This is a genomic window from Legionella cardiaca (assembly GCF_029026145.1).
Classification (GTDB): Bacteria; Pseudomonadota; Gammaproteobacteria; order Legionellales; family Legionellaceae; genus Tatlockia; species Tatlockia cardiaca.
On the sequence record NZ_CP119078.1, the window covers coordinates 1,930,951 to 1,955,378 of the forward strand.

Sequence of the window (24,428 nt, forward strand, 5' to 3'; positions counted from 1 at the left end):
GTGAAAAGAAGTAAGAGTTTTAATCTGAATGGAAAGATTTATATCCATCGTTACTTTAGGGATTGTACCATTGAAGGGAGATCCCTCGCTGCGCTCGGGACGGAAAGGGGAATGTCGGGATGACGAGGGAGCTAACTTGGATGGCGAGGGGAAATTCGAGCCAGGCATAGGAATTCCAGGCAGGCATTTAACTTTTGCTTTCCACGTTGCGCAACGTCAAGGTACTTCTGCAAGATGCCGAGAAATAAAATCACGGCATAAGTATTAAACTATAAACCTAAATTATCACGCTTGAACACGCGATCAGCGCGATAACTTGAACGTACTAAAGGCCCGGAAGCTACTTCAAAAAAACCTTTCTGCAAGCCAATTTCACGAAACTCCAAAAACTTTTCTGGGGTAACATAACGAGCGACTGGCAAATGATTTCTGGTCGGTTGTAAATATTGGCCTAATGTTAGAATATCTACCTGTTGTGCTCTTAACTCATCCATCGTCTTAATAATTTCTTCATCCGTTTCACCTAAGCCTAACATTAAGCTTGTTTTCGTTAATACATCAGGACGATACTGCTTAGCATAAGCCAAAACATTTAGTGTCTGCCAATAGCCAGCACGATTATCACGCACGGGATGGGTTAAGCGCTCTACTGTTTCAACGTTTTGAGCAAACACATCGACGCCACTATCCAGTAAAATAGCCACACTTTCTTGCACGCCTTGAAAATCAGGTGTTAAGGCTTCCACCTTGGTTTTTGGGGAACGTACTTTAATTGCTCGAATGGTATCGGCATAATGCTTGGCACCACCATCCGGAAGATCATCTCTATTTACTGAGGTTAAGACGACATAATCAAGATTCATTAGTGCAACTGTATTCGCTGTATTATTTGGCTCTTCTGCATCTAGCCAGCCGTGTGGATTACCGGTATCGACAGAACAAAAACGACAAGCTCTCGTACATACAGCGCCCATTAACATAATTGTTGCGGTGCCATGAGACCAACATTCACCGATATTAGGGCATTTGGCCTCTTCACAGACAGTAGCTAATCGATGCTTAACTACTTGTTCTTTTACTTGATGGTAAGCTGGCGTCGTATGATTAACAATGCGAAGCCATTTCGGTTTAGGTAACCGTTCGAAGGGTTGCTCTGTTGATTTGACACCATCTTTAATAGCCACCACACCTTGTTCGGTACGATATTTTTGGCCACTTTCAATTACAACAGGGATATTTTTTAATTTGCTCATACTAACACCAACAAATGCGCATGCACAGATGATCCCAAATCAGAAAGGGTAGATCAAGTGATTTAACTATAGACTGGCAACGCAGTTACGCCCATTGCGTTTTGCCTGGTACATCGCTTCATCAGCGCGAGTAAATAAAGATTCTAAATCATCCTCATGCTGGAAGTTTGTCAAACCAAAAGAAACAGTGACATGCACTCTTTGATCACGGTAATAAAAATCATATTCCTCAATTATACTACGCAAACTATCAGCTACTTTAACTGCATCATTAAGATGGGTTCGCTCGAAAATAAAAACGAATTCCTCACCACCATAACGAGCAACAAAATCAACCGCTCGAATTGAGGATTTAAAAAGTGACGCAATCTTTTTTAAGACTTTATCACCAGCCAAATGTCCATAAGTATCATTAATTTCCTTAAAATTATCTATATCGGCAATTGCAATTGATAAATCTCCAAATCCCCTTTTCCAGCGATGATGCGCATCTAAAAGGTGCTCCTCATAAGAGGCTCTATTTGGCAAGCCGGTCAAACTGTCTACATTATTCTTCAATTTTTCAAAAGACAGCATATTTTTTATTTCATTTGCTCCTCGTTCAGTTTCCATGAGCTTATCCTGTAAAATCATCATTCTATTTTCATATTCCACCAAACGCTTCTCTTGATTTTCTTTAAATTTTTCAATATGCGAACCTATCGAAGTTAGACTATTTCCAATTTTTTTAGATAATTCCTCTATAGTTCGAGAAGTATCAAGGTGATTTTTAATTTCATGAATATTTAATTGGATTTCTGTTTCTAATTCTTCCGTATCTTTCCTAATAAAAACATTGCTATCACTAAATAATTGTAGATACTTACCGAAATCTCGCAAGTGATTAGCAAATTCACATAAAAATGCTTTTAAACGATTCTGTTCAAAGGTAAATGAAGCCACTACAAGTTCTGTCAATAATTCCGTAACATTAATCAGTTTTTTTTCAGTTAAATCCTGATCAAGAATTGATTTAATAAGTTGTTGTTTAGCAACAAGATCTTGTGGCAGAGGAAGGTTTTCCACCAGTTGAAATAAACTGGAATTAACTCGTGTATTGATAACGCTGTCTTTTACCGTAGAAGAGTGATGCTTTTCGCAAAACTCTATTTGCTGCGCCACAGTAGTTAAACATTCCTTTAATAATTGGTTAAACTGGCCAATTAACTTTCTTTCGTCCGTGTCTGTTTTTAATAATTGTTCCATGCGTTCAAACGCATGTTTATCTTTAAGCTCTATTAGCATCTGCCCTAAAAGCTCTGCACCCTGCTGGATAAAATCCGTGATAATAATTTTATTTTCTTGTCTTTTTTGCTGCAGAGTTGACATCACCTCAACTAAAGATGCCACACGCTTCTGGATTGATTTGGGATCCTGGTTTTCTTTAAGAGCATCTTTTAAATCTAAAAGATGCTTATCTAAATCGATATGAATACCGCTTGGTAGCATGGTGAGCTTGTTAATTGCTTTACGAAGAACATCTACTTCGCCCTGAAGTTTGCTACATTCACGTTCATAATGAGAAATAGTATTAACAATTTTCTGTTTTAATTGTTGTTCAAGCATCTTAAAGTCCTTTTAAGTCGTTTTTTTAATTACTTTTTCCTTTTTTTAAGAAATTCAAGCATTACCTTAGCATGGGATCCATCACATAGAGGGGGATCCTGCGTCTGTTTACAGCCACAAAAGTACACTGTTTCTGTAAGTATAGCCCTATATGGAACACATTGTTCGCCACAATCTTTTCTATCACAAAGAGGCTGATGTTTGCTTTTTCCACAACCACACCAATAATAGGTTTTTCCAGCCTCAACATCATAAGGAATCGGAAAAAAAGAGGGTCTAGAATCATCTTTGTCCATCTTACCTCCTGGATTCGTCACGCAAAATAGGCCTTTAAGGTAAAGGGAAAGCTCTCTTCCTTAGTATAAACGCTATAAAAAACGTCACTGGGAGGGCCAAAAAAGATAACCAAAATTTCGCCAATGCATAGGGATAAAAAATAAATACCAGGACTACTATAACGAGGAAAATATAGGCCATTTTCGCCAAAATATTTTGATATTTGGCAAAACGGGCCGCTTTTCCCCAAAAAACAATAACTAGAATGAACAACAACCAAGGAAGCAAATAAAATAATTGATAAAGTATCTCCAAAATAACCGTCTTTGCTGGGGAAAATCCTTGCGCTGAGAGCCATTGCTCAAAAATCAGTGAAAAATTCGGTGTACAAGTTTGCATATAAGCTTGTATAGCCAGCGCAGTTAAAGCAACTAAACATGGAACAATAATGGCTTGTTTCTCATTAAATGCCTTTAAATAACCAAGAACATAGGCCAAAAGCCCTAAACCAATTAAAATTACCGGTATGCGTAATCCACTATATGCTTGGAAGAAAAAGGCTGTGTGGACTTGTTGTATATAATGCACAATGCCGACAACGACTAAAAATGATAATCCCAAAGTTAACTGTAAAGTTCGATTTCTTGATAACCACAAGAAAGAAAATAATGTCACTATTCCAAAAATTGAACAGGGATTTAATGAATCAGTGAGCGCTACCATAGGAAGAAACACGGCTGCTGAAGGTGGAGAAGTAATGTTACTACCATATAAGTTAGCACTCGCCCATTGTCTTAGCACTTTTGTTGTATTTGCATCTAATTGACCTGTTTGAGTTAATTTATCATGACAATAATTCAATCCACGCAGCAATTCTTTGCCACTACTATTTGCTTCCGCAAAACCTATCCAATGCGAATTGCAAAAAAAGATTGCAGGCACACTAAAATCATCTGATCCTTGTTGCTCAAGAAATTGATTAAAGGTAGTCAATGCTGTCTTATCAAGATTGACTAAGTAACGATGCACTTCAAGCCATGGCGTATTTGCTTCAAGGCCACGAAAAAATGCATCAGCTTTCTGACAATGAGTGCAAGTCGAGGATAAAAATAGGCTCACTTGAATCTTAATTTCTTTATTTTCTCCGTGAGTAAACCAGGAAGATGACGCATCAGCCCAACTAAGAGAAACAATTGCATATAAAAGGCCACATAATACAATTCTTGCTACGAATCTCATATCTCATTCTTCCTTACAATGATTGCCTAATAGGGCAAGATCCTTTGATTATGTCATATTGTTATACTGAGTCGGGAGAGTTTCACATAATTTTGCGCTAATTTTGTTGAGAAAAATTATTCTGAACGATATGAGATGATAGACTACGTTTATTATCAACGATAATCTATCTTCATCCCAGGTTGATTAGAAATACAAGATATTAGAGAGCACCACCTTCGCAATACAAAGGAAAAAGCAATATACTCTAATAAGTATGAATATAATTTTCCAATTGCTCGATAACTCGTGTCTTGTCCTCAAGCAAATGAAACAATAAATCCCCAATGGATAAAATAGCAACAAGCTCTCCTTGCTCTGTTACTAAAACATGACGTCGTTTTGTTTGTGTTATAACTTCCATTGCTTTCTCAACGGGATCAAACATGTTAAGAATACTAACTGCAGGATAGGCAATTTCAGATGCGAGTGTTGTATGAGGATCCAAGCCAGAATACAAGCAAGATCGCAAAACATCCCGCTCACTGACTATCCCTATGATATTTTCTTCATCACGAACAACCAAGGCACCAATATCCAGATCAGTCATTTTTTTAACACACTCATCCACGGTGACATTTGGGCTAATAAACTCAATGGTTCGTCTTGGCTGCGGTAAAGCAGAAAAAATTAAGTGAGCCATGATACCTACTCCCTCAAAAACTTTCCTTAGCCTATAGCAATTGGAAAAGTAAATTAAGCCTATTCACATTGTTTAAATATAGCACAATTAATATCTATCCTGGCGATCAAACGTGAAGCAAATAGTGAATTGTAAGGATAAGGAAAAATATAACATTTATTAAAGGTAATGAATTCCGAAGGCAACTGTATTACTTAAGATCCTTACTTTAGCAGCCGTTTCTGCAATTTACGTTAAGTTTTGACGGTAATTCTTAGGGGTACTATTATGTTAAAACAAAGATCGCGTTGGAGACTTTTAATGCATATCAAGAATTTAATGCAGTTCTATCAAATACTCAGTAACCGTCACAATCAATCTTTACATAGTAGCTTCAGCATTATTAAAAATAAGTTTGATGAGTTTATCCTATATTCGCTAGATTCGGGGACAGCTAAATTTGACTTACTCAGCCAGCAGATTACAAGCAACTCACTAGCTTTTCAAAAATGCGGTTTGACTTCGGAAATTATTGCCGAGATTGCTCTTGATATAAAGAATGGTGGACATAACATTTTCAAGTTGATGGAAGATGAGTTGAACATAGATAAAGATGAAGTATTGACCTTTGAAGACGTCACCAGCTTTTTATCTAATGGAGAAACCGGTCATGGTGATGTTTTATCAAGCGACGTTTGGAAAAGGAAAATCAAGGATGAACTTCATTCCTTTTTTAATTGCTCTAATAGAAATTTTAAAAAAGATGAAACCAGTAATTACAGTGCTGAAGAACTATTTAATGAATTGAGTGCCCTTTTAAAAATTAAAGATGGCAATGAACTTTATGAGAAGGGAAGTAATAATGAGTTAGCTGCATTAATGATTTGCTCTACTCCTGCGCTGGTAACCACTTTAAGAAATTCATGTGACCTTAGCATAAAAACAATCAAAAACAAATGGTCAGAAAAGTACCCCGAACATCGAGGCGAAATTAATTGTATGATGAATGAAATGGTGAAGTTTAGTGATCAAATTATTGATGAAAAAATGATGGATACAATAACTAAGAATCTCTAAGCTTTTTTTCAACATAGTTTGTCAAAGCTATTCATCAAAAAATTAGCTCGAATCTTCGCGTTGTCGTCAGCCAGGCAACTATCTTAGAGAAGTGTTACTGGCTGAGTCAATTCACTGCTATCACAAAAATTACTTTCTATGAATGATTACTTTTGTGCTTCACTCAATAACGATCAAGAAGTTTTTTGCATTGCAAATTTACCTTCTTCATCGGCAAGATTATAAAATTTTGCCTGTTGACTAAGTAAGGTTAAGTCATCAATGAGCTCTTTCGTTTTACTTTTGCCAATGCTTGCAAAAATATCCTCCGAGCGATACTGTTCTAATTCTGATTTGAACTTTTTAACATCAAAAGATTTCATGTCTTCACTAAAATAAGTCAGTAAACCTCTCAATGCATCAATTTTTTTATGGCGTTGGTTATGACGGTAAAAGCCAAAACATCCTTCTAAATCCGCCTCAATTTTTCTAATATGCGTTTCTATTTTTTCACGCATTTCAATAAAAGCGGGAGGTAGATTTTCTTGCGCTCGAACTTTATTACCCCGATAAAAGCGTTGAAAAGTTAAGGCTGCTTTCTGAATTTTTTGCTCTCTTGCCGTAACAGCTTTCTGCCCCTCTTCCAGCCAGGAAAGATCATTAATGTCTCCTACTTCCGCCTCTAGTTTTTTAAGTACCTCTCTGGATGAAGTATGAAATGGGATACTATTGCCAGACATAAATACGTTATCTAAATCATAATGACTAAAGGATGAAGGTGCTATGGTTGTATCAATCGTTTCCCGCTCATAAAAAAGGCTGTCAAATAAAGAAAAAGTCAAGGCTCCAGGGCCAGAACTATATTGCACATTAACTTTTAGAAGCTGTTGACGCATTAGCTCACGTTTTTTCTTTAAAAATTCCTCATCATCCTGGATTTCAACGAGAGCCTTCACCTTTTTATATTGAAAAGAAGGCGTTATTAACCAACTTAACCAACCTAATCCTTTTCTTAATTCTTCTCTTTCCAAAGAGGCAGCCCGTTTCGTAATCTCTTCAGGTGTCATAAAGGGTTCATATGCATTATGAGCTTGAAGAACGATTTTGCCATAATCAGTATTGTTATCCGTACTAGCAAGAATGATTCTACGTACCCCGCGTGAGGAATCGCCAGGGTCAAGGGTTGCAAGCCTCTCGAGACTTTGAAAATTGCTATCTGTTGCTAATAAAAAAGGGACAATTAATGGGGAAAATTGTTGCTCTATAGAGGCTCTATATTTTTCAATGGCGGAGCCAAAAAGCTGTTCATCAGTGCGCGTACAATTAGTATAAATAGCCCTTTGTATTTTTTTAATTGTGGGAAGGGCGGCTTCATTATCAACGACAGCAATCGTATCATTATTAATAGCGATGCTTTCAACTTTTCCCTGTACAGCCACACTCCCGATACGAAATAATATTGGCTTTTCAACAGTAATTGTCGGTGGCAATGCTCTTGTGTCAACGCTAACATCAAAATCAGTGTAAGTACCCAGTTTATAAATAGGGCTTAGCCAACGCAAAACGTCGCTTAATACTGCTAAATTTCCTCCCTCGTGTAAATGAGAGACTTCATTTTGATAAACTTCAATTAAATGCTTTTCTTCTTCCGTATTACACTCAGGAATAATTTCCTGCACATCTCTAGCATTAATTTTATATTTTTCACAAAAAGATTTTAATTCTTCTAAAGCTTTTGGTGTTAACAAGTTACTGTCATAAATAAAATTAATCTCATCAGTAGGATTGATATCTCGCATTCTAATAAGACGTAATTGATTTTCGATATTAAGAAAGGAGTTTGAATCTTTACTGAGCCAAATTTTGACGTGGCGATGCGGATTAAAATTATAAGGCATTGAATTTGCTCCAATTACGATGGTGTACACAAAACAGGAGCTGATTATAATCAACCTATATTAACAAAATATTAAAGAATTTTAATTTAACATCCAGGTAGCATTTTTGAAAAATATCACCCAAGATATGTGGTAGATTCAGAGTGCAGCAGAAGATCTGACGAGAGCGGCATGATCCTGATAAGTTCTTTAGAGTTATTAAGTTATAGTTAGAAAATCATTCATTATAATGATAATCCAAGCTTGTGAGTGAAATAACAAGTAAGCAGATATCACCTTGCCAGAATTAGACGTGGCAAGGTGATTAGATTTCTTAGCTGACAACTCTCCAGGAGCCATCGGCTTGGCGACATGCTTTACCATAGATTTGCTGGGATTTACCACCAATGATTGCTCTGGTGATATATTCACGGCAAGGTTGGCTATTTGTATAATATGTTCTTGTTGGCTGAACCGTATAACGGTTACCGTTGTCAGGATTTTGCCAAACAACAGCTCGACCTGTTGGCGCAGTTTCTAATGCTTTTTGCATTTCTAAACGATCGAGTCGATCCATCGTGCGGCCAATGTTACCTCCAAGATAAGCACCTAACAAAGCACCACCTGCAGCTGCAGCAACTTTACCTGAACCTCCACCAAATTGGCTACCGATCAGTCCACCAACTACACCTCCTGTGATTGTACCTACACCTTCATTCGTTACTTGCGCACAACTGGCAAGAAAAACTGATAGAGACAGAGATACCAATGCTATTTTTTTCATGAATTCACCTGAGTATCGTTTGAAAATCGGTTGGTATTCTAGCATCACGATTAGATATTATCCACAATTCACGCAATTTAAGTGTTTCCTATTCTTGACAAACGCGTGGTGAGAATTGACACAACAATTCATAAGCAATCGTTCCTGCAGATAATGCTATTGATTCTACGGGAATATGTTGTCCCCATAATTCAACGGAATCGCCAATTTTTACGCCTGAGCAATTGGTTAAATCTACCGTTAACATATCCATAGAAACACGTCCAACGATAGGAACTTGCATACCATTAATCCAAACAGGGGTGTTTTGCGCAATGTGTCGTGGATAACCATCACCATACCCAACAGCCACAATTCCAATAATTGATGGCCGACTCGTTTGCCAAGTTCCACCATAGCCAATTTGAGCTTGTGCAGGGTAATGGTGAATAGCGCTAATTGCCGAGACAAACCTCATTACTGGCATTAAACCTAACTCCTGCCCCGTTTGATTAGCAAAGGGCGAAACACCATAGAGCATAATACCAGGACGAATGACATCAGCATGAGTTTCAGGTAATGCTAAAATAGCGGCAGAATTACTGATTGATTTTGTCAATTTGCCAGTCGGTAAATCAAGCTCTCTAAAAACCCGTAGTTGATTTTGATTAGCTGGATGATTCGGTTCATCAGCACAAGCTAAATGAGTCATCAGACCAAGTTCAGAATCCACCCAGGGACACTGGGTTAAAGCATTCAAGACATCATAGACTTCTTCCGGGGCAAAACCTAAACGATGCATCCCCGTGTTCACTTTAACCCAGATTTTAATCTTATTAGGCAAAGGATTAGCAAGTAACCATTGCAATTGATGCGGCTGATGAATGACGCACTGTAATTTATGACTAGCTACTATCTCCAATTCATCTGGGCTAAATATCCCTTGAAATAAAACACAATCACTACGTATACCAAGAGCGCGAATAGCCATTGCTTCTTCAAGGCAAGCAACACCAAAGGCATATACTTGACCCTCAAGGACAGGCACCACAGCAGATAAGCCACAACCATAGGCATTGGCTTTAACCATAGCAATGACCTTCGAATGAGGAGCACAACGTTTTACATGATTGAGGTTATGCAAAAGTGCAGTTGCGTCAATTTGCACACGAGTAGGTCTTGACACGCTAATCCTCTCCTTGATAACCATTAAACGCTAAATCTTCAAAACGCGTATATTTACCAAGAAAGGCTACTCTCACCTTGCCAATAGGACCGTTACGTTGTTTAGCAATGATAAGCTCAGCAGTTCCTTTGTCAGGACTGTCTTCATTGTATACTTCATCACGATAGATAAAACAAATTAAGTCCGCGTCTTGCTCTATCGCACCAGATTCACGAAGATCAGACATCACAGGCCGTTTATCCTGGCGTTGCTCAAGACTACGGTTTAACTGTGATAAAGCAATGACTGGCACCTCTAACTCCTTTGCCAGTGACTTTAAGCTACGCGATATTTCCGAAATTTCAGCTGTTCGATTATCCGCTTTAAAACCTGGAACCTTCATTAATTGCAAATAGTCGACCACAATTAGACCTAATTGACCATGTTCCTTGGCAAGCCGACGCGCTCGAGCACGCATTTCTGCTGGACTCAACGCTGCCGTGTCATCAATAAATAAGGGGGCTTCTGATAAAAGATGCACCGCCGAAGTAACTCTTGGCCAATCATCATCTTCTAATTTACCTGTACGCAAACGATGTTGATCGATTCTTCCTAAAGAAGACATCATACGCATCGCTAAAGAATCACCTGGCATTTCCATCGAAAAAACCAATACAGGCTTCCCTGCTTTGATTGCAGCATGCTCAGCCATATTCATAACTAATGTTGTTTTACCCATGGAGGGACGTCCGGCGACAATAATCAAATCAGAAGGCTGTAAACCCGATGTTCTTTCATCAAAATCTGTTAATCCTGTGGGTAATCCAGTAAGTGCATCGCCATTGTGGTAAAGCGCATCAATTTTTTCGACTGTTTTGACAAGAATCGTTTTAATACTTTCAGGACCACCATCACCGCCTGTTTGTTCAGCGATAGCGAATACTTTTGTTTCAGCAAAATCCAAAAGCTCGGTAACTTCTCTTCCCAAAGGATTGTAAGCTGAGTCGGCAATGTCATTTGCCACGGTAATTAACTGCCGTTGTACTGATTTTTCGCGTACGATATCAGCATAGGCGGAAACGTTGGCAACACTGGGCGTATTATTTGCTAATTCAAAAAGGTAAGTCTCACCACCAGCATCATCAAGTTGATTGGTTGATTTTAAAATATCAAGTAAAGTCACCACGTCAAAAGGTTGATCTTTTTTAGCTAGCTCACTGATTGCACGGTAAAGAATACGATGTTCCGTACGATAAAAATCTGCATCGCATAATTTTGTGCTGATAGCATCCCAAACTTGATTATCGAGCATTAAGCCACCAATAATCGCCTGCTCCGCCTCCGATGAATGAGGAGGCGATTTAAGAGAGTCAACCGTTGTTTTTCGTGTTTTTAATTCTGCAGCCATAATTACAGCCAAGTCTGAGTCTTGTACTTATTGTAATCCTGAATAAAAAAAAAGACACACTTAAGTGTGTCTTTTTAATTTTATATATCTTTAAAGCGAATTAGCGTACCCAAACTTGAGTGCGGCCTAGTGCAGAAACCCCCACATAACCGCGGACATAGAGTTTGTTGCCCTTTAAGGTCATTTTTGCACGATAAACTTTTCCAGTTTTAGGATCAAGGATTTGTCCACCATCCCATTCGCCATTGCCCTTATCCTTTAAGCCCCAAACGAATTGTAAGCCTTGAATAGGTTTGCCTTTAAAACCACCGGGGCATTTAGAACAAATGCCAGTGTCACCTGGCTGAGGATAAACTTTTACAATAGTGCCATTTAATGTGCCACCTGATACAGATAAGCGAACTACCGCTCTTTTTTGCCCTGTTTTATCATCAATAGTGGTCCACGTACCAGCTGGGGATTGTGCAAAAGCGACTGGTAAAAACAGTACCATTGCTACGAATGCTAATAATGCCTTCCATTGTCTCATGAGATTTCTCCATATTTTTCCCATAAAAAGAATAGGCTATGATTTCAGGGTTTGCAATCGAAACAAATACTTTTTTTTTCACTTCCTTATTCTACAGACAGAGGCATAAAAAATTGCTCGATATCCTGCGAGGTCAAACTCGTTAACCCACTCGCATTATCCGACAGGATACCATCGAATAATTGCCTTTTTTTATCCTGCATTGACAAAATCGCTTCCTCAACGGTGCCTGCAGTTATTAATTTATAGACAAATACTGGATTTTCCTGTCCTATTCGATGACTTCTATCCGTTGCCTGATCTTCTACAGCTGGATTCCACCAGGGATCATAGTGAATAACGGTATCCGCCCTGGTTAAATTCAACCCCGTCCCCCCTGCTTTCAGGCTAATTAAAAAAATAGGAATAGCACCCTGCTGGAAGGTATTAACCAGTGTTTGCCGATTTTGCGTTTGGCCAGTTAATTTTAAATAATCATAATTACGTAGAATTAACTGCTCTTCAATTAACTTCAACATGGAAGTAAACTGTGAAAAAATTAAAACACGTCGACCTTCTTCAATAAGACTTTCCAATAACTCCATCAAAGTATCCAGCTTAGCTGAGGTACCATAAGCAATTTCAGCTTCTGGCATCGACAATAATTTTGGATCACAGCAAACTTGTCTTAATTTTAATAATGCATCCAGAAGTACAATGTGGCTTTTTTCCATTCCTTGTTTAGAAATTGCCTCACGCACTTTTTTCTCCATACTCATGCGTATTGCTTCATAAAGATCCCGCTGTGATCCTGTTAACTCAATAATTCGGGTCATTTCAGTTTTATCTGGCAACTCACGCGCCACCTGATTTTTAGTGCGACGGAGAATAAAAGGTTGTACTCGCTTTGCCAATAATTGCCTTCGCTTAAGATCAGCCTGTTTTTCAATGGGCTTTCTAAAGAACTGACTAAACTGTTTTGAATCACCTAATAACCCCGGCATTAAAAAATGAAATAATGACCACAGTTCACCTAAGTGATTCTCCAGGGGTGTCCCAGACAGACAAAGTCGATGCTTTGCAGGGACTTGCTGAATAATTTGTGTGGTCTTTGTCCGCGCATTTTTAATTGATTGCGATTCATCGAGAATTAAGTAATAAAATGGGTAGTCAACAAATCGTGATTTATCACGTTGAATAAGACCATAAGTAGAAATAATGACATCATAATCATCAAAATTGTCTTGATGACGAAAAGCGCCATGAAAGACTAATAATTTCAATTCTGGTGTAAAGCGTTTTGCTTCTTCAAACCAATTACCCACTAAACTGGTTGGGGCCACGATAAGACTGGCTTTAGTTAAACGACCCTGTTCTTTTTCAACTTGTAAATGCGCTAATGTTTGTACGGTTTTTCCAAGACCCATGTCATCTGCAAGAACGCCACCAAAATGACTAACGCGTAAAAATTGAAGCCAGTTGAGCCCCTCTTGCTGATAATCACGCAAGGTAGTTTTTAAGCCTTGTGGGACTTCAACAGTTGGAATATTGGTCAATGTCGTTAATTGTTGCAATTGTTGACGTATCGCTTCTGCACCAAGCCAACGGGCAGACACCGCAATAATCGCCTGTTCCGTTTCACGCATTAACACTAATTGATAGCGATTTATTTGTAATCGCTCTTCATTCCTGGCGTAACGGGTACCATATTGTAAAAGAAAGCGAATAAGTGGTTTTACTCGACCAAGCTCAACCTGCAAAATTTTTCCATCGGACAATGGCATTTTTACAAGGGATTGATCGGGTAAATTATCAATCTTATTTTTATCAAGTTTAGTAAGTAATTCTGCTACTAAAGGTACGATGCTAACTTGTTTTCCCTCGATTAAAATTCCTAATTGATAGGAGAAAAAATCACTGCCTCGTTCCTCAACCTCAGAAAACCATTCAACCTCATCGGCATTAATCAATTCTTTATAAACCGGATGAATAAACTCTACTTGCCATTTCTTTTTTTCAAGTACGGGGAGTACCTCTTTATAGAATTTGCTTAAATCGCTTTCATGATGGAAATGAGCCAATACTTGCTCATTACTTATCTCATAGGCAGACTGCAGTTTTTCATTAAGATTAGGACTGCGAAGACTAAGAATTTGAGCTATCTCATGATATTTTTCTTTCTCGAAGGACCAATTGCGAGGAATTTCCACTAACTGTTCGCCTACCTCCTTGAGCAATTTGTCGTTTGTATCGCTAACACCTACTTTTATTCCTGAATAATTAAAAAATACATCAGCAACAAATAAGAAGGTTGCTTCCGTATCAAGCTGCATTGGTAAATTTGCTGACAACTCAATCGCATCGAAACAAATTAATACAGATGGCTCCATAGGCCATACTTTTCTTTCAGAATAAATTTTAGGTAATGGCATATCTGGATGACTAATAGCCATTTGCATGGCCACAGAAGCGGCCTGATCTAAGGCAATAGGGGTGGTTTTAAATACTCTTTTCAATTGATTTAAATTATAAGGAACATCAACAATGCCAAGTTCATTGCATTCTTTGTCCTGATACCAAAGATAATCTAAAAAAATAGGCGAAAGGATTTCACCATCAGCTTCCAATACCGGATACTGTGTGCCTTCGGTCGTTAATTTCCAGACTAACGTTGCATTTAAACTATCACCTAATGCCAATTTAGGTTCATCTGTTTGCGACAGGTAGGCCCTCCCAGTATTTAGAATTTGTTGCAACAATTCGCTGTTTCTAATTGAAAGTTTATCAAAGTGGTATGCTTGGCTACTATTTTTCTCAAGCAAGGACGTAATAATTTTCTCGTCTTCAACTGTAAAGTATTGTCGTCGACTATCCGTAATACTATTAAAGATAATTTTTTTACCTACTCCTCCTCTTTTCCGTCTTTTGACGAGGGCGAGTTTTATGACAATGCGATGTTCATAATCATTCAATTGAGGGTCAATCAAATAAGCTACTTCATGAGAATTATTTCTAATTATTTTTTTCTCTTCTTTTTCCCGTAGCGTTGCTAACCATGACTCTAACGATTTACTCTTGCGTTCTGTTGACGGGGGAGGAATTTCGTAATTTTCTCGTACTTGTAAAGAAAATAAACTCGCAGCAGCGTGTTTGCAATTAATACGGTATTGACAGCTACAATGGGCAGGATTCGTTGGCCAGGATTTAAGATCAATATGGACATCATAAATTTGGCTTGAGCGTCCCTTAACACGCGCTTTGAGTAAACCATCACTAAGGCGAATGTTAAGGACATATCCTTTTTGCTGATACTCTTGACCATTCATCAAAACGGTAGGTAAAAAAACATCAGCCATCCGTGATAATGCATCTTTGAGCATACAACTTTTTCTCTTTTTGAGATTAAACGGGAAATTATAACTAATTTGACTTATTTTTGATATTGAATATAAACTATCAATTTCATTTGAGCAAAAAGAAAACTTATTGTTTCCCCATTAAACCAACCAATCTCTTTTGAACGATATCTTAGTCTCAAGAGAACGACTAATTTGCGAAAGTTGTTATAGAATTAAAACAATGATTACAACCCATTAAATTAGAACTAGGAATTATGTCTCAATCACTACAAATACTTCTGGCTCAAATTAATCCGACTGTTGGCGCCATTCAAGCGAATAGCGAGAAAATTTGTACTGTCATTAAACAGCATCAAAATCAGCATGATGTCATTCTCTTCCCTGAGTTAGCAGTAGCTGGCTACCCCCCCGAGGATTTATTGCTTCGTAAGGACTTTCACGAACAAATTGAAAAGGCTTTACAAGCAATTAAAAACATTACAACAAGATGCCATGTTATTGTTGGTCATCCCAGTTTAGAAGAGGAAGAGTGCTTCAATAGTGCGAGTGTTTTTTTTAATGGTGAACGTATCGCCCTTTATCATAAACAACACTTACCCAATTATGGTGTATTTGACGAACAACGCTATTTTACTTCCGGAGAAGCTAAACCTTGTATCCTGTCGATTAAAGGTTATCAATTTGGGTTATGCATTTGTGAAGACATATGGCATAAAGGACCTATTGAGCAATTACTGCAGACAGGTATTAGTGGCGCGTTCTGTATCAATGCGTCCCCATTTGATTATGAGAAACAGCAATTACGAGAAGCTCTCCTGCGTGATTATGCGGCACAGGGATTAGCGATGATTTATGTGAATCAAGTAGGTGGTCAAGATGAATTGCTTTTTGATGGACAGTCTATGGCATTCGATGCGCAAGGAGTCCTACGTGCTCGAGCACCCGCTTTTCAGGAAATCTTACAAACAATAACCTTCAAGCAAAACGACATTATCGGTGAAATCACGCCTTTATTACCGCATGAAAAGTTAATTTATGAAGCATTGGTTTGTGGCACACATGATTACGTGGAAAAAAATGGTTTTCCTGGTGTACTTCTCGGTTTATCAGGCGGTATTGATTCTGCTTTAACTTTAGCCGTGGCAGTTGATGCATTGGGCGCTTCCCGTGTTCATGCTGTCCTAATGCCTTCTCGCTACACAGCAGATATGAGTCTTGAGGATGCATACAAACAACTAGAGGCGTTAGGCGTAGAAAGCACAACGATGTCTATTGAACCAACTTTACATGGTTTTTTAGAAACCCTGGCCCCTTCTTTTGTTAATTTTAAACCAGATACAACAGAAGAAAACATTCAAGCAAGAATTCGTGGGGTTTTGCTCATGGCTCTGTCTAATAAAACAGGAAAAATGGTTCTCACCACCAGTAATAAAAGTGAAACAGCTGTTGGTTATGCCACATTATATGGTGATATGGCAGGTGGTTTTGCTGTCTTAAAAGATGTCTTAAAAACCCAAGTATATGCCTTGGCACGGTATCGCAACAGTCTATCTCCTGTTATTCCAGAACGAGTTCTTACGCGTGCACCCTCTGCGGAGTTAGCTGAAAATCAAACTGATCAGGACTCTCTACCTGAGTACGTAGTTCTTGATGCAATTATTCAAGCCTATATGGAACATAATATTTCCGCTGCAGAAATTATCGCAGCAGGTTATGCTGCGGCGGACGTTAATAAGGTCATCCGTCTGATTAAACGTAATGAATATAAAAGACGTCAGGCAGCACCGGGCATTAAAATTTCCCCGAGGGCTTTTGGGCGTGATTGGCGATTGCCAATTACCTCGGGGTTTACTCTGTAATTATTAGAGATCTTTTTAAACTAATCACTAAAACCTAACACAGTTGCCCCCTCTTCTGAAGGAATGTCCTTTCCTTCTACTTCAGTTTTTACTGTTGAAGATTTATGTCCAAAGAGGGTTGCAATTGCAAACTTACTAATATCTAATTTTCCAGATTCCTTTTGTTCCTTTTCAGTCGTCTCAGATGGTTGACTAGCTGTAGAAATTTCTTTATTTACTTTTTCAACTCGTTTCTTACCTAATACAGATTCCAGCGCAGAAAATTGCGCCATATTTATACGCACAGCCGGTTTGAAATCAACGAGCGTTTTTGCCAAGTCACTTAAGTGTGAAAAATTTAATTCCTCTGGCTTGCAATCCCAAGTTGAAAGCAAGGCCATCGTTTTCTCAGGATACTCTCGCATATCAACCTTAATACATTTTTGTACAATATCAATATAATAGAGCTGATAGTAAGGCGCATCATTATTAATTTCTCTGGTAATAATAAAAGAGCAAGGCTTAAATCTGTGAAAATTAGTTTCTTTCTTAGGGAAAAATTCGTTAATTGCCTGACAGCTAACTTTTTGAGTAACCACTGTCGACTGTTTGATACATTCTCGTAATTTTTCCTTTGCCTCTACACTCAAATTTCCTGCAGAAACGTTCTCATTGGTCTTGAGAATTTTTTCAAAAGCCTCCATAGCATCAGCGTTTGCCCATGTTTTTATGTTAACTCGAGCATTAACTCCTCCTCGTTGCCGCTGATATAAAACCCATTCTCCCGTTGTCGAGTCTGTGGATTCTTCTTCCGATTTATTATTAGAAACACGCGTTAATAGATAAGTATCTTTTATTAGTTTGTAGGCGGGTATTGTAGCCAAATCATCTGTGGCGATCAAAGCAACACCGTGAGTTTGTTTTAATAAGCTTTGAATTTTATTTTGTTTAGACTCATCAACGCTGCGACGAACATGGATATCTCTTAAATAAACCTTAAGACGCATTACCTCATTTACATTGCTATCAGAAAAACTTGTATTACCCATCCACTTTTCAAGCTCAGGATAATCTTTTAAGAGGATTGGATTAAAGTTACCTAAATTATACCAGTAAAGTCCTATTGGTTTATTATGTTGATTAAATACGAACGTGGATAGAGAATTATCTAATTGAGAGGAGGATGGATTAATTAATAAGGGAATTTTATCCAACGCTAACCTCAATATTTTTTTAACTTCTGTTCTAATTTCCCGTGCAGACGCAGATTTATTAAGTAATTCTGCTAATAGTTTTTGGGTCCCGCCATCTGCACTTAATGCGGATAAACTTTTTAATTCTGCACCTACAAGCTTTAACAGAGAAGCAAGGTGATCACTTATTCCTAAAACAGTCGCCTTCCCGGTGAAATCAATCCACTTTAATTCCCACTTCATGTCGCCAGAATCCGACAGGCTTGTATTTAAGTATAAGACCTGATGGTCAGGATTTTTTATAGCGAACAATTTTGCCTGTTCTTCATCATTAAACAAATGGGTCGTTTCAGGTTCCTGGACTTTCGCTTTGCGCATTAACTCTAATTCTTTCTCTCGCTCGGCAGCTCGTCTATCATTTATCTCATATTGCTTAAGAAGCTCCTGTATTCTTTCTACAAGTAATTTTCTTAAAGGAGAGATTATGGTGGAGTGTAAATAGCCATCCGTTTCTTTTTCATATCCGGATACGGAATTGATTAAGAGTAAAAATAATTCCGTATTAGCAGAGGTAGACTCCCATTTCCCCTTCCCCATGCTAAAGAACTTTAAAAATTCTTGTAGGCGAACTTTGGGCTTGGGAAAAACACTTAAGGCTTCTATCGTGTGATCAAAATCTTCTGAACGTTTGCGGCTTAAACTATAAACCCAAGACCATATTGTCGAATCTTCATTATTATATTTTTTTTTAGCTTGCTTAAAAATCTTTATTAATTGTTCTTGTCCTTCTTCTGTATCCGCAGCGATACAGGTCACTAACTTGTCAGCAAATGTTTTTAAATCTTCTATTATTTTATCTGGCATTTTCCTTTGCTCCTTATTCCATGATCGAATTATCTTAACCTCCAGAGATCGGGTAATACAACTACATTCTGTAAAAGCGCTATTTTTTTTGATTATTCTTAACCACAAATGATTTGCAAATGCTCAATTTATTAGTATCTCTTCTGCACAATCAGTTCAGCTTTAGGCAAGGCGTATCGACTTGAATCAAGTGGTAACCTGATAAATCTGTCAATATTTTTGTCATCCCCGCGTAGGCGGGAATCCATTCTGTACAAATTCTATCGTGACTTGCAAGGTAGATTCCTCTCTCCGCAGGAATGACTTATTTTTCATTAGATAATGAAAGTATAATTTTGTCTTGCTGGAGCAAAAAGCTGCTTGCAAAATAAAGTCAAATCGCTAACATTGGATTGCTGTTAAATAATAATAAAAAAAGGGATCACATGAGAATTGCATTTTTTTCTGCGGCCATGCTAGCCTCTGGCCTGTTATCGGCAGCAGTACCTATTGATGGTTGGTATGCTAGCGTTTTTGGTGGCTATACCTATGTGCCCGATAACGTCAGTAATACAACTTACTATCCACCTGGCTATTTCACGAATACTACTTATGCCTTTTTGCGTGCCCATCCTTCCTATAACAATGGCTGGAATGCTGGTGGACGTATTGGTTACCAAAGTATGCCCTTACGTTATGAGGCAGAACTTACTTATCTGCAGGCATACCTTAGCAAATTTAAAATTAATCATGCAAGACAATTGGGGGTAGATGGCGAAACCACAGGTACTTTTGGTATGGCCAATGTGTATTATGACTTCCCGGAAATGGTGCCCTGCATCGCAACGTTTGTAGGAGTCGGTCTCGGCTATGGCTATGTCACTGCCGAACTTAATGGTAAAGGTCCTATAGGAGTGTCAGGCCCAGCATTCACAACTCACTTTAAAGTGGATGACGGTGTTTTTGCGTATCAAGCGACCGCTGGCTTTACTTATAATTTCGCTGAAAACTATGCTGTTAATCTTGCCTATCGCTATCTTGGTACTGAACGGGCTGATGATTTTAATAAAGTATTTCAAGCTCACTTAGCGAGTGCCGGGGTAGTTTATCGCTTTGATGGCGCCAGTTATAAGTAAGGACACACCATGAAAAATACTGTTAAATTGGGGCTGGTAAGTTTACTCGCTGCAAGTAGCACTGCGTTTTCTGCTATGCCTTCAGATGAAGGATGGTATGCTGGTCTAATGGGTGAATTAAGTTATGCACCCAACTTGGACTTTTCAATCTCCCAGGCAACTTATTTGAATATCAATAGCTATTTAAGCTCCCTTGGTTACTCTCCTTTGCTAACCCCAGCCGGGCAAATCGATTATTCGAAGATTGGTGGTGGCGGTGGCGCTCAAATAGGCTATCGCAATTGCAACTTCCGCTTTGAGGGGGAACTCCTGTATAACTACAATTCCTACGATAGCGTATCGCTTGGTGGGTATACATTAACTAACAATGTTAATGCCGCTTTAGTGGCCCCTTATTCAAACCTTACTATTGATGGCAATACGACCCTGGGTGCTGCTCTTTTTAATATCTACTATGATTTTTATGATCAAAACTGGGATGATATTAGTTGGATGCCTTATGTAGGCCTTGGTATTGGATATGGTTATTTACAAAACAAATTACAACTTAACTATAACACCTACACCACCACAAGTACCGGCAGTACCACCACTACTACAGTAACTACAACAAACATCATTGATGTTAAAGAAAATACCTCTACGCCGGTTGGCCAAGCCATTCTTGGAGTCAGCTATTTATTTAATGATAATTTCTCCATGGGTCTCGATTATCGTTATGTAACAACAAAGGAAATCAGTGGATTTAATGATCGCTTTACTATCCATACACTTAACTTGAATTTTAATTATTGGTTTAACAGCGATGCGTGATCTTATGGCTATAGAAGGAAAAATTAACGCTCTCTGGCGTCATAAAATAAGGACTGTAGATGAATAAGTTTTTAAAATTATCCTTTGCGGGATTAGTTGCTTCAAGTAGCGCAGCTTTTGCAACCATTCCACCAGATGGGTGGTATTTTGGATTATTTGGACTAGCAAGTTATGTTCCTACGACTAATTTTACCCTGAGTTCTTCGCAGTTGGACACGCTCAACTCAAGCATCAAAAAATATAATGAATCCTCTACTAATGATGTACCTTTTCCGACCTCTGGAAATGGAGAAATTAAATATCAATTCGGCGGCGGTATTGGCGGCCAGTTTGGTTATCGTTACTGTGGCTTCCGCTTTGAAGGTGAAATACTGTGGAATTACAACACCTATAAAAATATAACAATTGGTGGTTTAACCTTTGGCAAAAACCAGCAAACAGTCACAACACAAACAAGTTCGGGGACAGTAACAACCATAACAAACCCCTACAGTATGAGTGGTCATGATCAACTTCTGGGAGGACTTTTTAATGTCCTTTATGAATTTTATAATCATGAAGCCCAGGATGTCAGTTGGATGCCTTACGTAGGCGTTGGTATTGGTTATGCCAATATCAAAAATGACTGGATAATCAACATTAATCAACTTAATCCTAATACAGGCCTCTTTGGCTTTTTCCCCGTATTGGATGTAAGTGCTGGTGATACGACGCCTATTGGTCAAGCGATTCTAGGTATCGATTATCAAATGGATGATTATTTTTCCGTAGGCATGGACTATCGTTACATCACGAGTAGGCAATTGCAAAATAGTAACGATAGACTTACCTTCCATACGCTTAATTTTAACTTTAATTATTGGTTTAATGGTTAACTAGCCAGGAAATAAAGCAGATTCTTAATCTGCTTTATTTTACCCTAATCCTAAAGGTGGATAATGACTTATCTAATCGCTCCGTCTTTACTTTCAGCCGATATGACTCGTCTTGGCGAGGAAGTAAGTTCTGTCATGCAAGCAGGTGCTGATCTCATTCACTTTGACGTCATGGATAATCATTATGTGCCTAATTTAACCTTTGGCCCTCCTGTTTGCCAGGCATTGCATCAACGTTTTTCCCATATCCCTCTTGATGTTCATCTAATGACGACCCCTGTTGATGAGTTAATTATTAATTTTGCCAAGGCAGGTGCTTCTCGTATTAGTATTCATCCTGATGCGACCATTCATCTGGATCGAAGCCTTGAATTGATTCGCCAACAGAATTGTGAAGCGGGTTTGGTATTAAATCCGGCAACCGCTCCTGACTGTCTAAGCTGGTCCTTGCATCGGCTTGATTTTGTCCTGGTGATGACAGTTAATCCCGGTTTTGGTGGTCAAAAATTAATTCCTGAAGCGGTGCAAAAGATAAAATGGATTAAACAGCAATTTCCCCAATTGCCCATTGCTGTCGATGGTGGCGTGACCATCGAAAATATTGCAGATTTAGCGAAAGCAGGAGCTACCCAATTTGTCGCAGGTTCTGCTATATTTTCTACGAATAATTATAGGGAAACAATTGCGACTATGCGCAGTAAACTTGGCGCAGTTTAATCTATCGATTCTAACCGATAAGAGGGCTATGAAGAAAATATTATTATGTTGTCTGGGCATAGGCCTGGCTGCCTCTGTGCATGCTTTATCAGGCACAGACTATTTAAATCGATTTATGGCCTATACTCAATGGAGCCAGAACCTGCCACAAAATCCTGGTCCGGATTTTTTTGCCTTTATTGATAGCGACACCCCTCTAGCGCAAAAGCTGCGCGAGAAATGGCTGTATCAACTGGCTAGACAAAAGGATTGGGTAAATTACACAAAACACTATAAACCTTCTCAGGACGTCAGTCTCCAGTGTTACGCGCTAATTGCCGATTATCAGCAAGGACAACAATTAACAGCTCTCAATGCAGCAAAACCACTATGGCTTAATGGACACTCCCAGCCTCCGGCCTGTAATAATTTGTTTGCATTATTATTAAAAAATGAAAATTTCGATGAGCGACTTATTACACAACGAATTAATTTAGCCCTGGATCAACATAATATTGGCCTTGCCAAATATCTTCTAAAGCAGTACAAAGAACCCCGCCTTAAAGACGAACAGCTTCTTGCAAGTGTTTATCAAAGCCCATCCAAAATTACGCAGCTTCAACCTGGAGAATTGCATGATTCATTTTATCTTTATGGTTTAAAGCGTATGGTTGCGATGAACATGGATCAGGCAATTAAATTATCGCAAAGTCCTAAAACCAAACAAATGTTAAATGAAGCACAACGACAAGCTTTCCTTGCTCATGTTGCGCTTTATAAAGCCATGCGTAATCATGAGGATACCCAGTATTGGTTTTCCAAAGTGAAACCTGAATATTACAATGATGTGCTTCTTGATTGGCAAATTCGTTATGCCTTGAAACGACAACAATGGAGTTTAGTTGAACAATTAGTGAAGCATTCTAAAGATAAAGACAATCCTTGCTGGCAATACTGGTTAGCTCGTGCTCTTGAAGCACAGGGTAAAAAAGAGCAAGCCATGGCAATATATCAAGAAGTTGCCAAATCAAGACATTATTATGGTTTTCTAGCCAGTTTGCGCTTAAACAAAACACCGAACTTTGAAAATGAGCCTCCGGTGGTGGATTTATCCATTTTAAAACCCTATCAACCCTTTACGGATAATATCAAATCTCTTTATCAGACTAAACAGGAAGTGCAAGCATCAAGACTTTTAAATGATTTTGTTACTGAGCTTCCCAAAGAAGATAAAAGTGCACTTGCGTATTGGATTGCCACCGATTTGCAATGGCATGGCAAATCAGTTTATTTAAGTAATACGACTGAGGATTTAAATAACCAACTTATCTTACGTTTTCCTCTTGCCTACCATGCTACAGTAAATGAATATTCCAAAAACTATAGTATTCCTCAAGAGTTAATTTACGCCATTATTCGTCAGGAAAGTGGTTTTCGTGACAATGTAGTTTCACCTGCAGGGGCGCGTGGTTTAATGCAAGTGATGCCAGCTACTGCCCACGTTATTGCTAAAAATGAGAAAATTGCTTATGCCGACAAAGCCCAGCTTTTCTCATTTCAAAAAAATATTAATATTGGTGTTGCTTATCTAAAACATTTGGCAAACCGCTATGACAAACATCCTGTTCTTATGGCTGCGGCCTACAATGCTGGGCCACACCAAGTGAATTACTGGCTCAAAAATCACCCCCCCAAACAAATGGATATTTGGATAGAAACACTCCCCTGGCGCGAGACACGGAATTATTTAAAAAATATCATTGCTTTTTACACGGTCTATCAATATCGCATGCATACTCGTCCCGATTTACGTATTTTTATGAGGCCCGTAAATTAAGATTCATTAGGGATTCAAAATCAGGGA

At 38.5% G+C, this 24,428-nt stretch carries 20 protein-coding genes; 8 read left to right on the forward strand and 12 right to left on the reverse strand.

Annotated features, from left to right (window positions below; translation table 11 throughout):
* The first annotated feature begins 28 nt into the window (after nucleotides 1-28).
* Entirely contained in the window at nucleotides 29-268 is a 240-nt protein-coding gene (locus PXX05_RS08270; protein WP_275087754.1) for a hypothetical protein, read from the forward strand.
* Nucleotide 269: 1 nt separating this feature from the next.
* Here the strand turns inward: PXX05_RS08270 and lipA are convergent, their stop codons facing one another.
* From lipA to PXX05_RS08295, 5 genes are all read right to left on the reverse strand, one after another.
* The gene (gene lipA, locus PXX05_RS08275) at nucleotides 270-1,253 is read right to left on the reverse strand and encodes a lipoyl synthase (protein ID WP_275087755.1); all 984 of its coding nucleotides are present in this window, start codon (nucleotides 1,251-1,253) and stop codon (nucleotides 270-272) included.
* A 66-nt stretch (nucleotides 1,254-1,319) separates the two neighbouring features.
* Complete coding sequence (locus PXX05_RS08280) at nucleotides 1,320-2,858, reverse strand: GGDEF domain-containing protein (protein ID WP_275087756.1); 1,539 nt, start codon at nucleotides 2,856-2,858, stop codon at nucleotides 1,320-1,322.
* A 29-nt stretch (nucleotides 2,859-2,887) separates the two neighbouring features.
* A complete protein-coding gene (locus PXX05_RS08285; protein ID WP_275087757.1) occupies nucleotides 2,888-3,154 on the reverse strand; it encodes a CDGSH iron-sulfur domain-containing protein in 267 nt (88 codons plus the stop codon).
* A 34-nt stretch (nucleotides 3,155-3,188) separates the two neighbouring features.
* Complete coding sequence (locus PXX05_RS08290) at nucleotides 3,189-4,373, reverse strand: hypothetical protein (protein WP_275087758.1); 1,185 nt, start codon at nucleotides 4,371-4,373, stop codon at nucleotides 3,189-3,191.
* Nucleotides 4,374-4,620: 247 nt separating this feature from the next.
* Complete coding sequence (locus tag PXX05_RS08295; RefSeq protein ID WP_275087759.1) at nucleotides 4,621-5,055, reverse strand: CBS domain-containing protein; 435 nt, start codon at nucleotides 5,053-5,055, stop codon at nucleotides 4,621-4,623.
* A 267-nt stretch (nucleotides 5,056-5,322) separates the two neighbouring features.
* On the opposite strand from PXX05_RS08295, the gene PXX05_RS08300 reads away from it, so the two are divergent.
* Nucleotides 5,323-6,111: a hypothetical protein gene (locus PXX05_RS08300; protein WP_275087760.1), complete on the forward strand. Its 789-nt coding sequence runs from the start codon at nucleotides 5,323-5,325 to the stop codon at nucleotides 6,109-6,111.
* Nucleotides 6,112-6,284: 173 nt separating this feature from the next.
* Here the strand turns inward: PXX05_RS08300 and PXX05_RS08305 are convergent, their stop codons facing one another.
* The 6 genes from PXX05_RS08305 to PXX05_RS08330 form a co-directional block, all read right to left on the reverse strand.
* On the reverse strand, nucleotides 6,285-7,988 hold the full coding sequence (locus PXX05_RS08305) for a glycosyltransferase family 88 protein (protein ID WP_275087761.1): 1,704 nt from the start codon (nucleotides 7,986-7,988) through the stop codon (nucleotides 6,285-6,287).
* A 313-nt stretch (nucleotides 7,989-8,301) separates the two neighbouring features.
* Complete coding sequence (locus PXX05_RS08310; RefSeq protein WP_275087762.1) at nucleotides 8,302-8,751, reverse strand: RT0821/Lpp0805 family surface protein; 450 nt, start codon at nucleotides 8,749-8,751, stop codon at nucleotides 8,302-8,304.
* A gap of 88 nt (nucleotides 8,752-8,839) precedes the next feature.
* Nucleotides 8,840-9,916, reverse strand: a complete 1,077-nt coding sequence (gene alr / locus PXX05_RS08315) for an alanine racemase (RefSeq protein ID WP_275087763.1) — start codon at nucleotides 9,914-9,916, stop codon at nucleotides 8,840-8,842.
* A gap of 1 nt (nucleotide 9,917) precedes the next feature.
* Nucleotides 9,918-11,303, reverse strand: a complete 1,386-nt coding sequence (dnaB, locus tag PXX05_RS08320; RefSeq protein ID WP_275087764.1) for a replicative DNA helicase — start codon at nucleotides 11,301-11,303, stop codon at nucleotides 9,918-9,920.
* Between the two features lie 100 nt (nucleotides 11,304-11,403).
* On the reverse strand, nucleotides 11,404-11,832 hold the full coding sequence (locus PXX05_RS08325; protein WP_275087765.1) for a DUF2147 domain-containing protein: 429 nt from the start codon (nucleotides 11,830-11,832) through the stop codon (nucleotides 11,404-11,406).
* An 86-nt stretch (nucleotides 11,833-11,918) separates the two neighbouring features.
* A complete protein-coding gene (locus PXX05_RS08330; protein WP_275087766.1) occupies nucleotides 11,919-15,191 on the reverse strand; it encodes a DEAD/DEAH box helicase in 3,273 nt (1,090 codons plus the stop codon).
* Between the two features lie 233 nt (nucleotides 15,192-15,424).
* On the opposite strand from PXX05_RS08330, the gene PXX05_RS08335 reads away from it, so the two are divergent.
* Nucleotides 15,425-17,029, forward strand: coding sequence for an NAD+ synthase (locus PXX05_RS08335; RefSeq protein WP_275087767.1), 1,605 nt, complete (start codon nucleotides 15,425-15,427; stop codon nucleotides 17,027-17,029).
* Nucleotides 17,030-17,049: 20 nt separating this feature from the next.
* Here the strand turns inward: PXX05_RS08335 and PXX05_RS08340 are convergent, their stop codons facing one another.
* Nucleotides 17,050-19,065, reverse strand: coding sequence for a hypothetical protein (locus tag PXX05_RS08340; RefSeq protein WP_275087768.1), 2,016 nt, complete (start codon nucleotides 19,063-19,065; stop codon nucleotides 17,050-17,052).
* Nucleotides 19,066-19,490: 425 nt separating this feature from the next.
* On the opposite strand from PXX05_RS08340, the gene PXX05_RS08345 reads away from it, so the two are divergent.
* From PXX05_RS08345 to PXX05_RS08365, 5 genes are all read left to right on the forward strand, one after another.
* The gene (locus PXX05_RS08345; RefSeq protein WP_275087769.1) at nucleotides 19,491-20,180 is read left to right on the forward strand and encodes an outer membrane protein; all 690 of its coding nucleotides are present in this window, start codon (nucleotides 19,491-19,493) and stop codon (nucleotides 20,178-20,180) included.
* Between the two features lie 9 nt (nucleotides 20,181-20,189).
* Nucleotides 20,190-20,993 (forward strand): outer membrane protein, encoded by an 804-nt coding sequence (locus PXX05_RS08350; protein WP_275087770.1) that lies wholly within the window; start codon nucleotides 20,190-20,192, stop codon nucleotides 20,991-20,993.
* A gap of 59 nt (nucleotides 20,994-21,052) precedes the next feature.
* Nucleotides 21,053-21,868 (forward strand): outer membrane protein, encoded by an 816-nt coding sequence (locus PXX05_RS08355; RefSeq protein ID WP_275087771.1) that lies wholly within the window; start codon nucleotides 21,053-21,055, stop codon nucleotides 21,866-21,868.
* Nucleotides 21,869-21,931: 63 nt separating this feature from the next.
* Nucleotides 21,932-22,585 carry a ribulose-phosphate 3-epimerase gene (rpe, locus tag PXX05_RS08360; protein WP_275087772.1) on the forward strand — a complete coding sequence of 218 codons (654 nt, stop codon included), beginning with the start codon at nucleotides 21,932-21,934 and terminating at the stop codon, nucleotides 22,583-22,585.
* 28 nt (nucleotides 22,586-22,613) lie between these two features.
* Nucleotides 22,614-24,401: a transglycosylase SLT domain-containing protein gene (locus PXX05_RS08365; RefSeq protein ID WP_275087773.1), complete on the forward strand. Its 1,788-nt coding sequence runs from the start codon at nucleotides 22,614-22,616 to the stop codon at nucleotides 24,399-24,401.
* Nucleotides 24,402-24,428: the final 27 nt, after the last annotated feature.

Excerpts from the sequence above, each read along its gene's own strand:
- PXX05_RS08270 (WP_275087754.1), top strand. The coding sequence starts at position 29 with ATGGAAAGATTTATATCCATCGTTACTTTAGGGATTGTACCATTGAAG.
- lipA (WP_275087755.1), bottom strand. The coding sequence starts at position 1,253 with ATGAGCAAATTAAAAAATATCCCTGTTGTAATTGAAAGTGGCCAAAAA.
- PXX05_RS08280 (WP_275087756.1), bottom strand. The coding sequence starts at position 2,858 with ATGCTTGAACAACAATTAAAACAGAAAATTGTTAATACTATTTCTCAT.
- PXX05_RS08285 (WP_275087757.1), bottom strand. The coding sequence starts at position 3,154 with ATGGACAAAGATGATTCTAGACCCTCTTTTTTTCCGATTCCTTATGAT.
- PXX05_RS08290 (WP_275087758.1), bottom strand. The coding sequence starts at position 4,373 with ATGAGATTCGTAGCAAGAATTGTATTATGTGGCCTTTTATATGCAATT.
- PXX05_RS08295 (WP_275087759.1), bottom strand. The coding sequence starts at position 5,055 with ATGGCTCACTTAATTTTTTCTGCTTTACCGCAGCCAAGACGAACCATT.
- PXX05_RS08300 (WP_275087760.1), top strand. The coding sequence starts at position 5,323 with ATGTTAAAACAAAGATCGCGTTGGAGACTTTTAATGCATATCAAGAAT.
- PXX05_RS08305 (WP_275087761.1), bottom strand. The coding sequence starts at position 7,988 with ATGCCTTATAATTTTAATCCGCATCGCCACGTCAAAATTTGGCTCAGT.
- PXX05_RS08310 (WP_275087762.1), bottom strand. The coding sequence starts at position 8,751 with ATGAAAAAAATAGCATTGGTATCTCTGTCTCTATCAGTTTTTCTTGCC.
- dnaB (WP_275087764.1), bottom strand. The coding sequence starts at position 11,303 with ATGGCTGCAGAATTAAAAACACGAAAAACAACGGTTGACTCTCTTAAA.
- PXX05_RS08325 (WP_275087765.1), bottom strand. The coding sequence starts at position 11,832 with ATGAGACAATGGAAGGCATTATTAGCATTCGTAGCAATGGTACTGTTT.
- PXX05_RS08330 (WP_275087766.1), bottom strand. The coding sequence starts at position 15,191 with ATGCTCAAAGATGCATTATCACGGATGGCTGATGTTTTTTTACCTACC.
- PXX05_RS08335 (WP_275087767.1), top strand. The coding sequence starts at position 15,425 with ATGTCTCAATCACTACAAATACTTCTGGCTCAAATTAATCCGACTGTT.
- PXX05_RS08340 (WP_275087768.1), bottom strand. The coding sequence starts at position 19,065 with ATGCCAGATAAAATAATAGAAGATTTAAAAACATTTGCTGACAAGTTA.
- PXX05_RS08345 (WP_275087769.1), top strand. The coding sequence starts at position 19,491 with ATGAGAATTGCATTTTTTTCTGCGGCCATGCTAGCCTCTGGCCTGTTA.
- PXX05_RS08350 (WP_275087770.1), top strand. The coding sequence starts at position 20,190 with ATGAAAAATACTGTTAAATTGGGGCTGGTAAGTTTACTCGCTGCAAGT.
- PXX05_RS08355 (WP_275087771.1), top strand. The coding sequence starts at position 21,053 with ATGAATAAGTTTTTAAAATTATCCTTTGCGGGATTAGTTGCTTCAAGT.
- rpe (WP_275087772.1), top strand. The coding sequence starts at position 21,932 with ATGACTTATCTAATCGCTCCGTCTTTACTTTCAGCCGATATGACTCGT.
- PXX05_RS08365 (WP_275087773.1), top strand. The coding sequence starts at position 22,614 with ATGAAGAAAATATTATTATGTTGTCTGGGCATAGGCCTGGCTGCCTCT.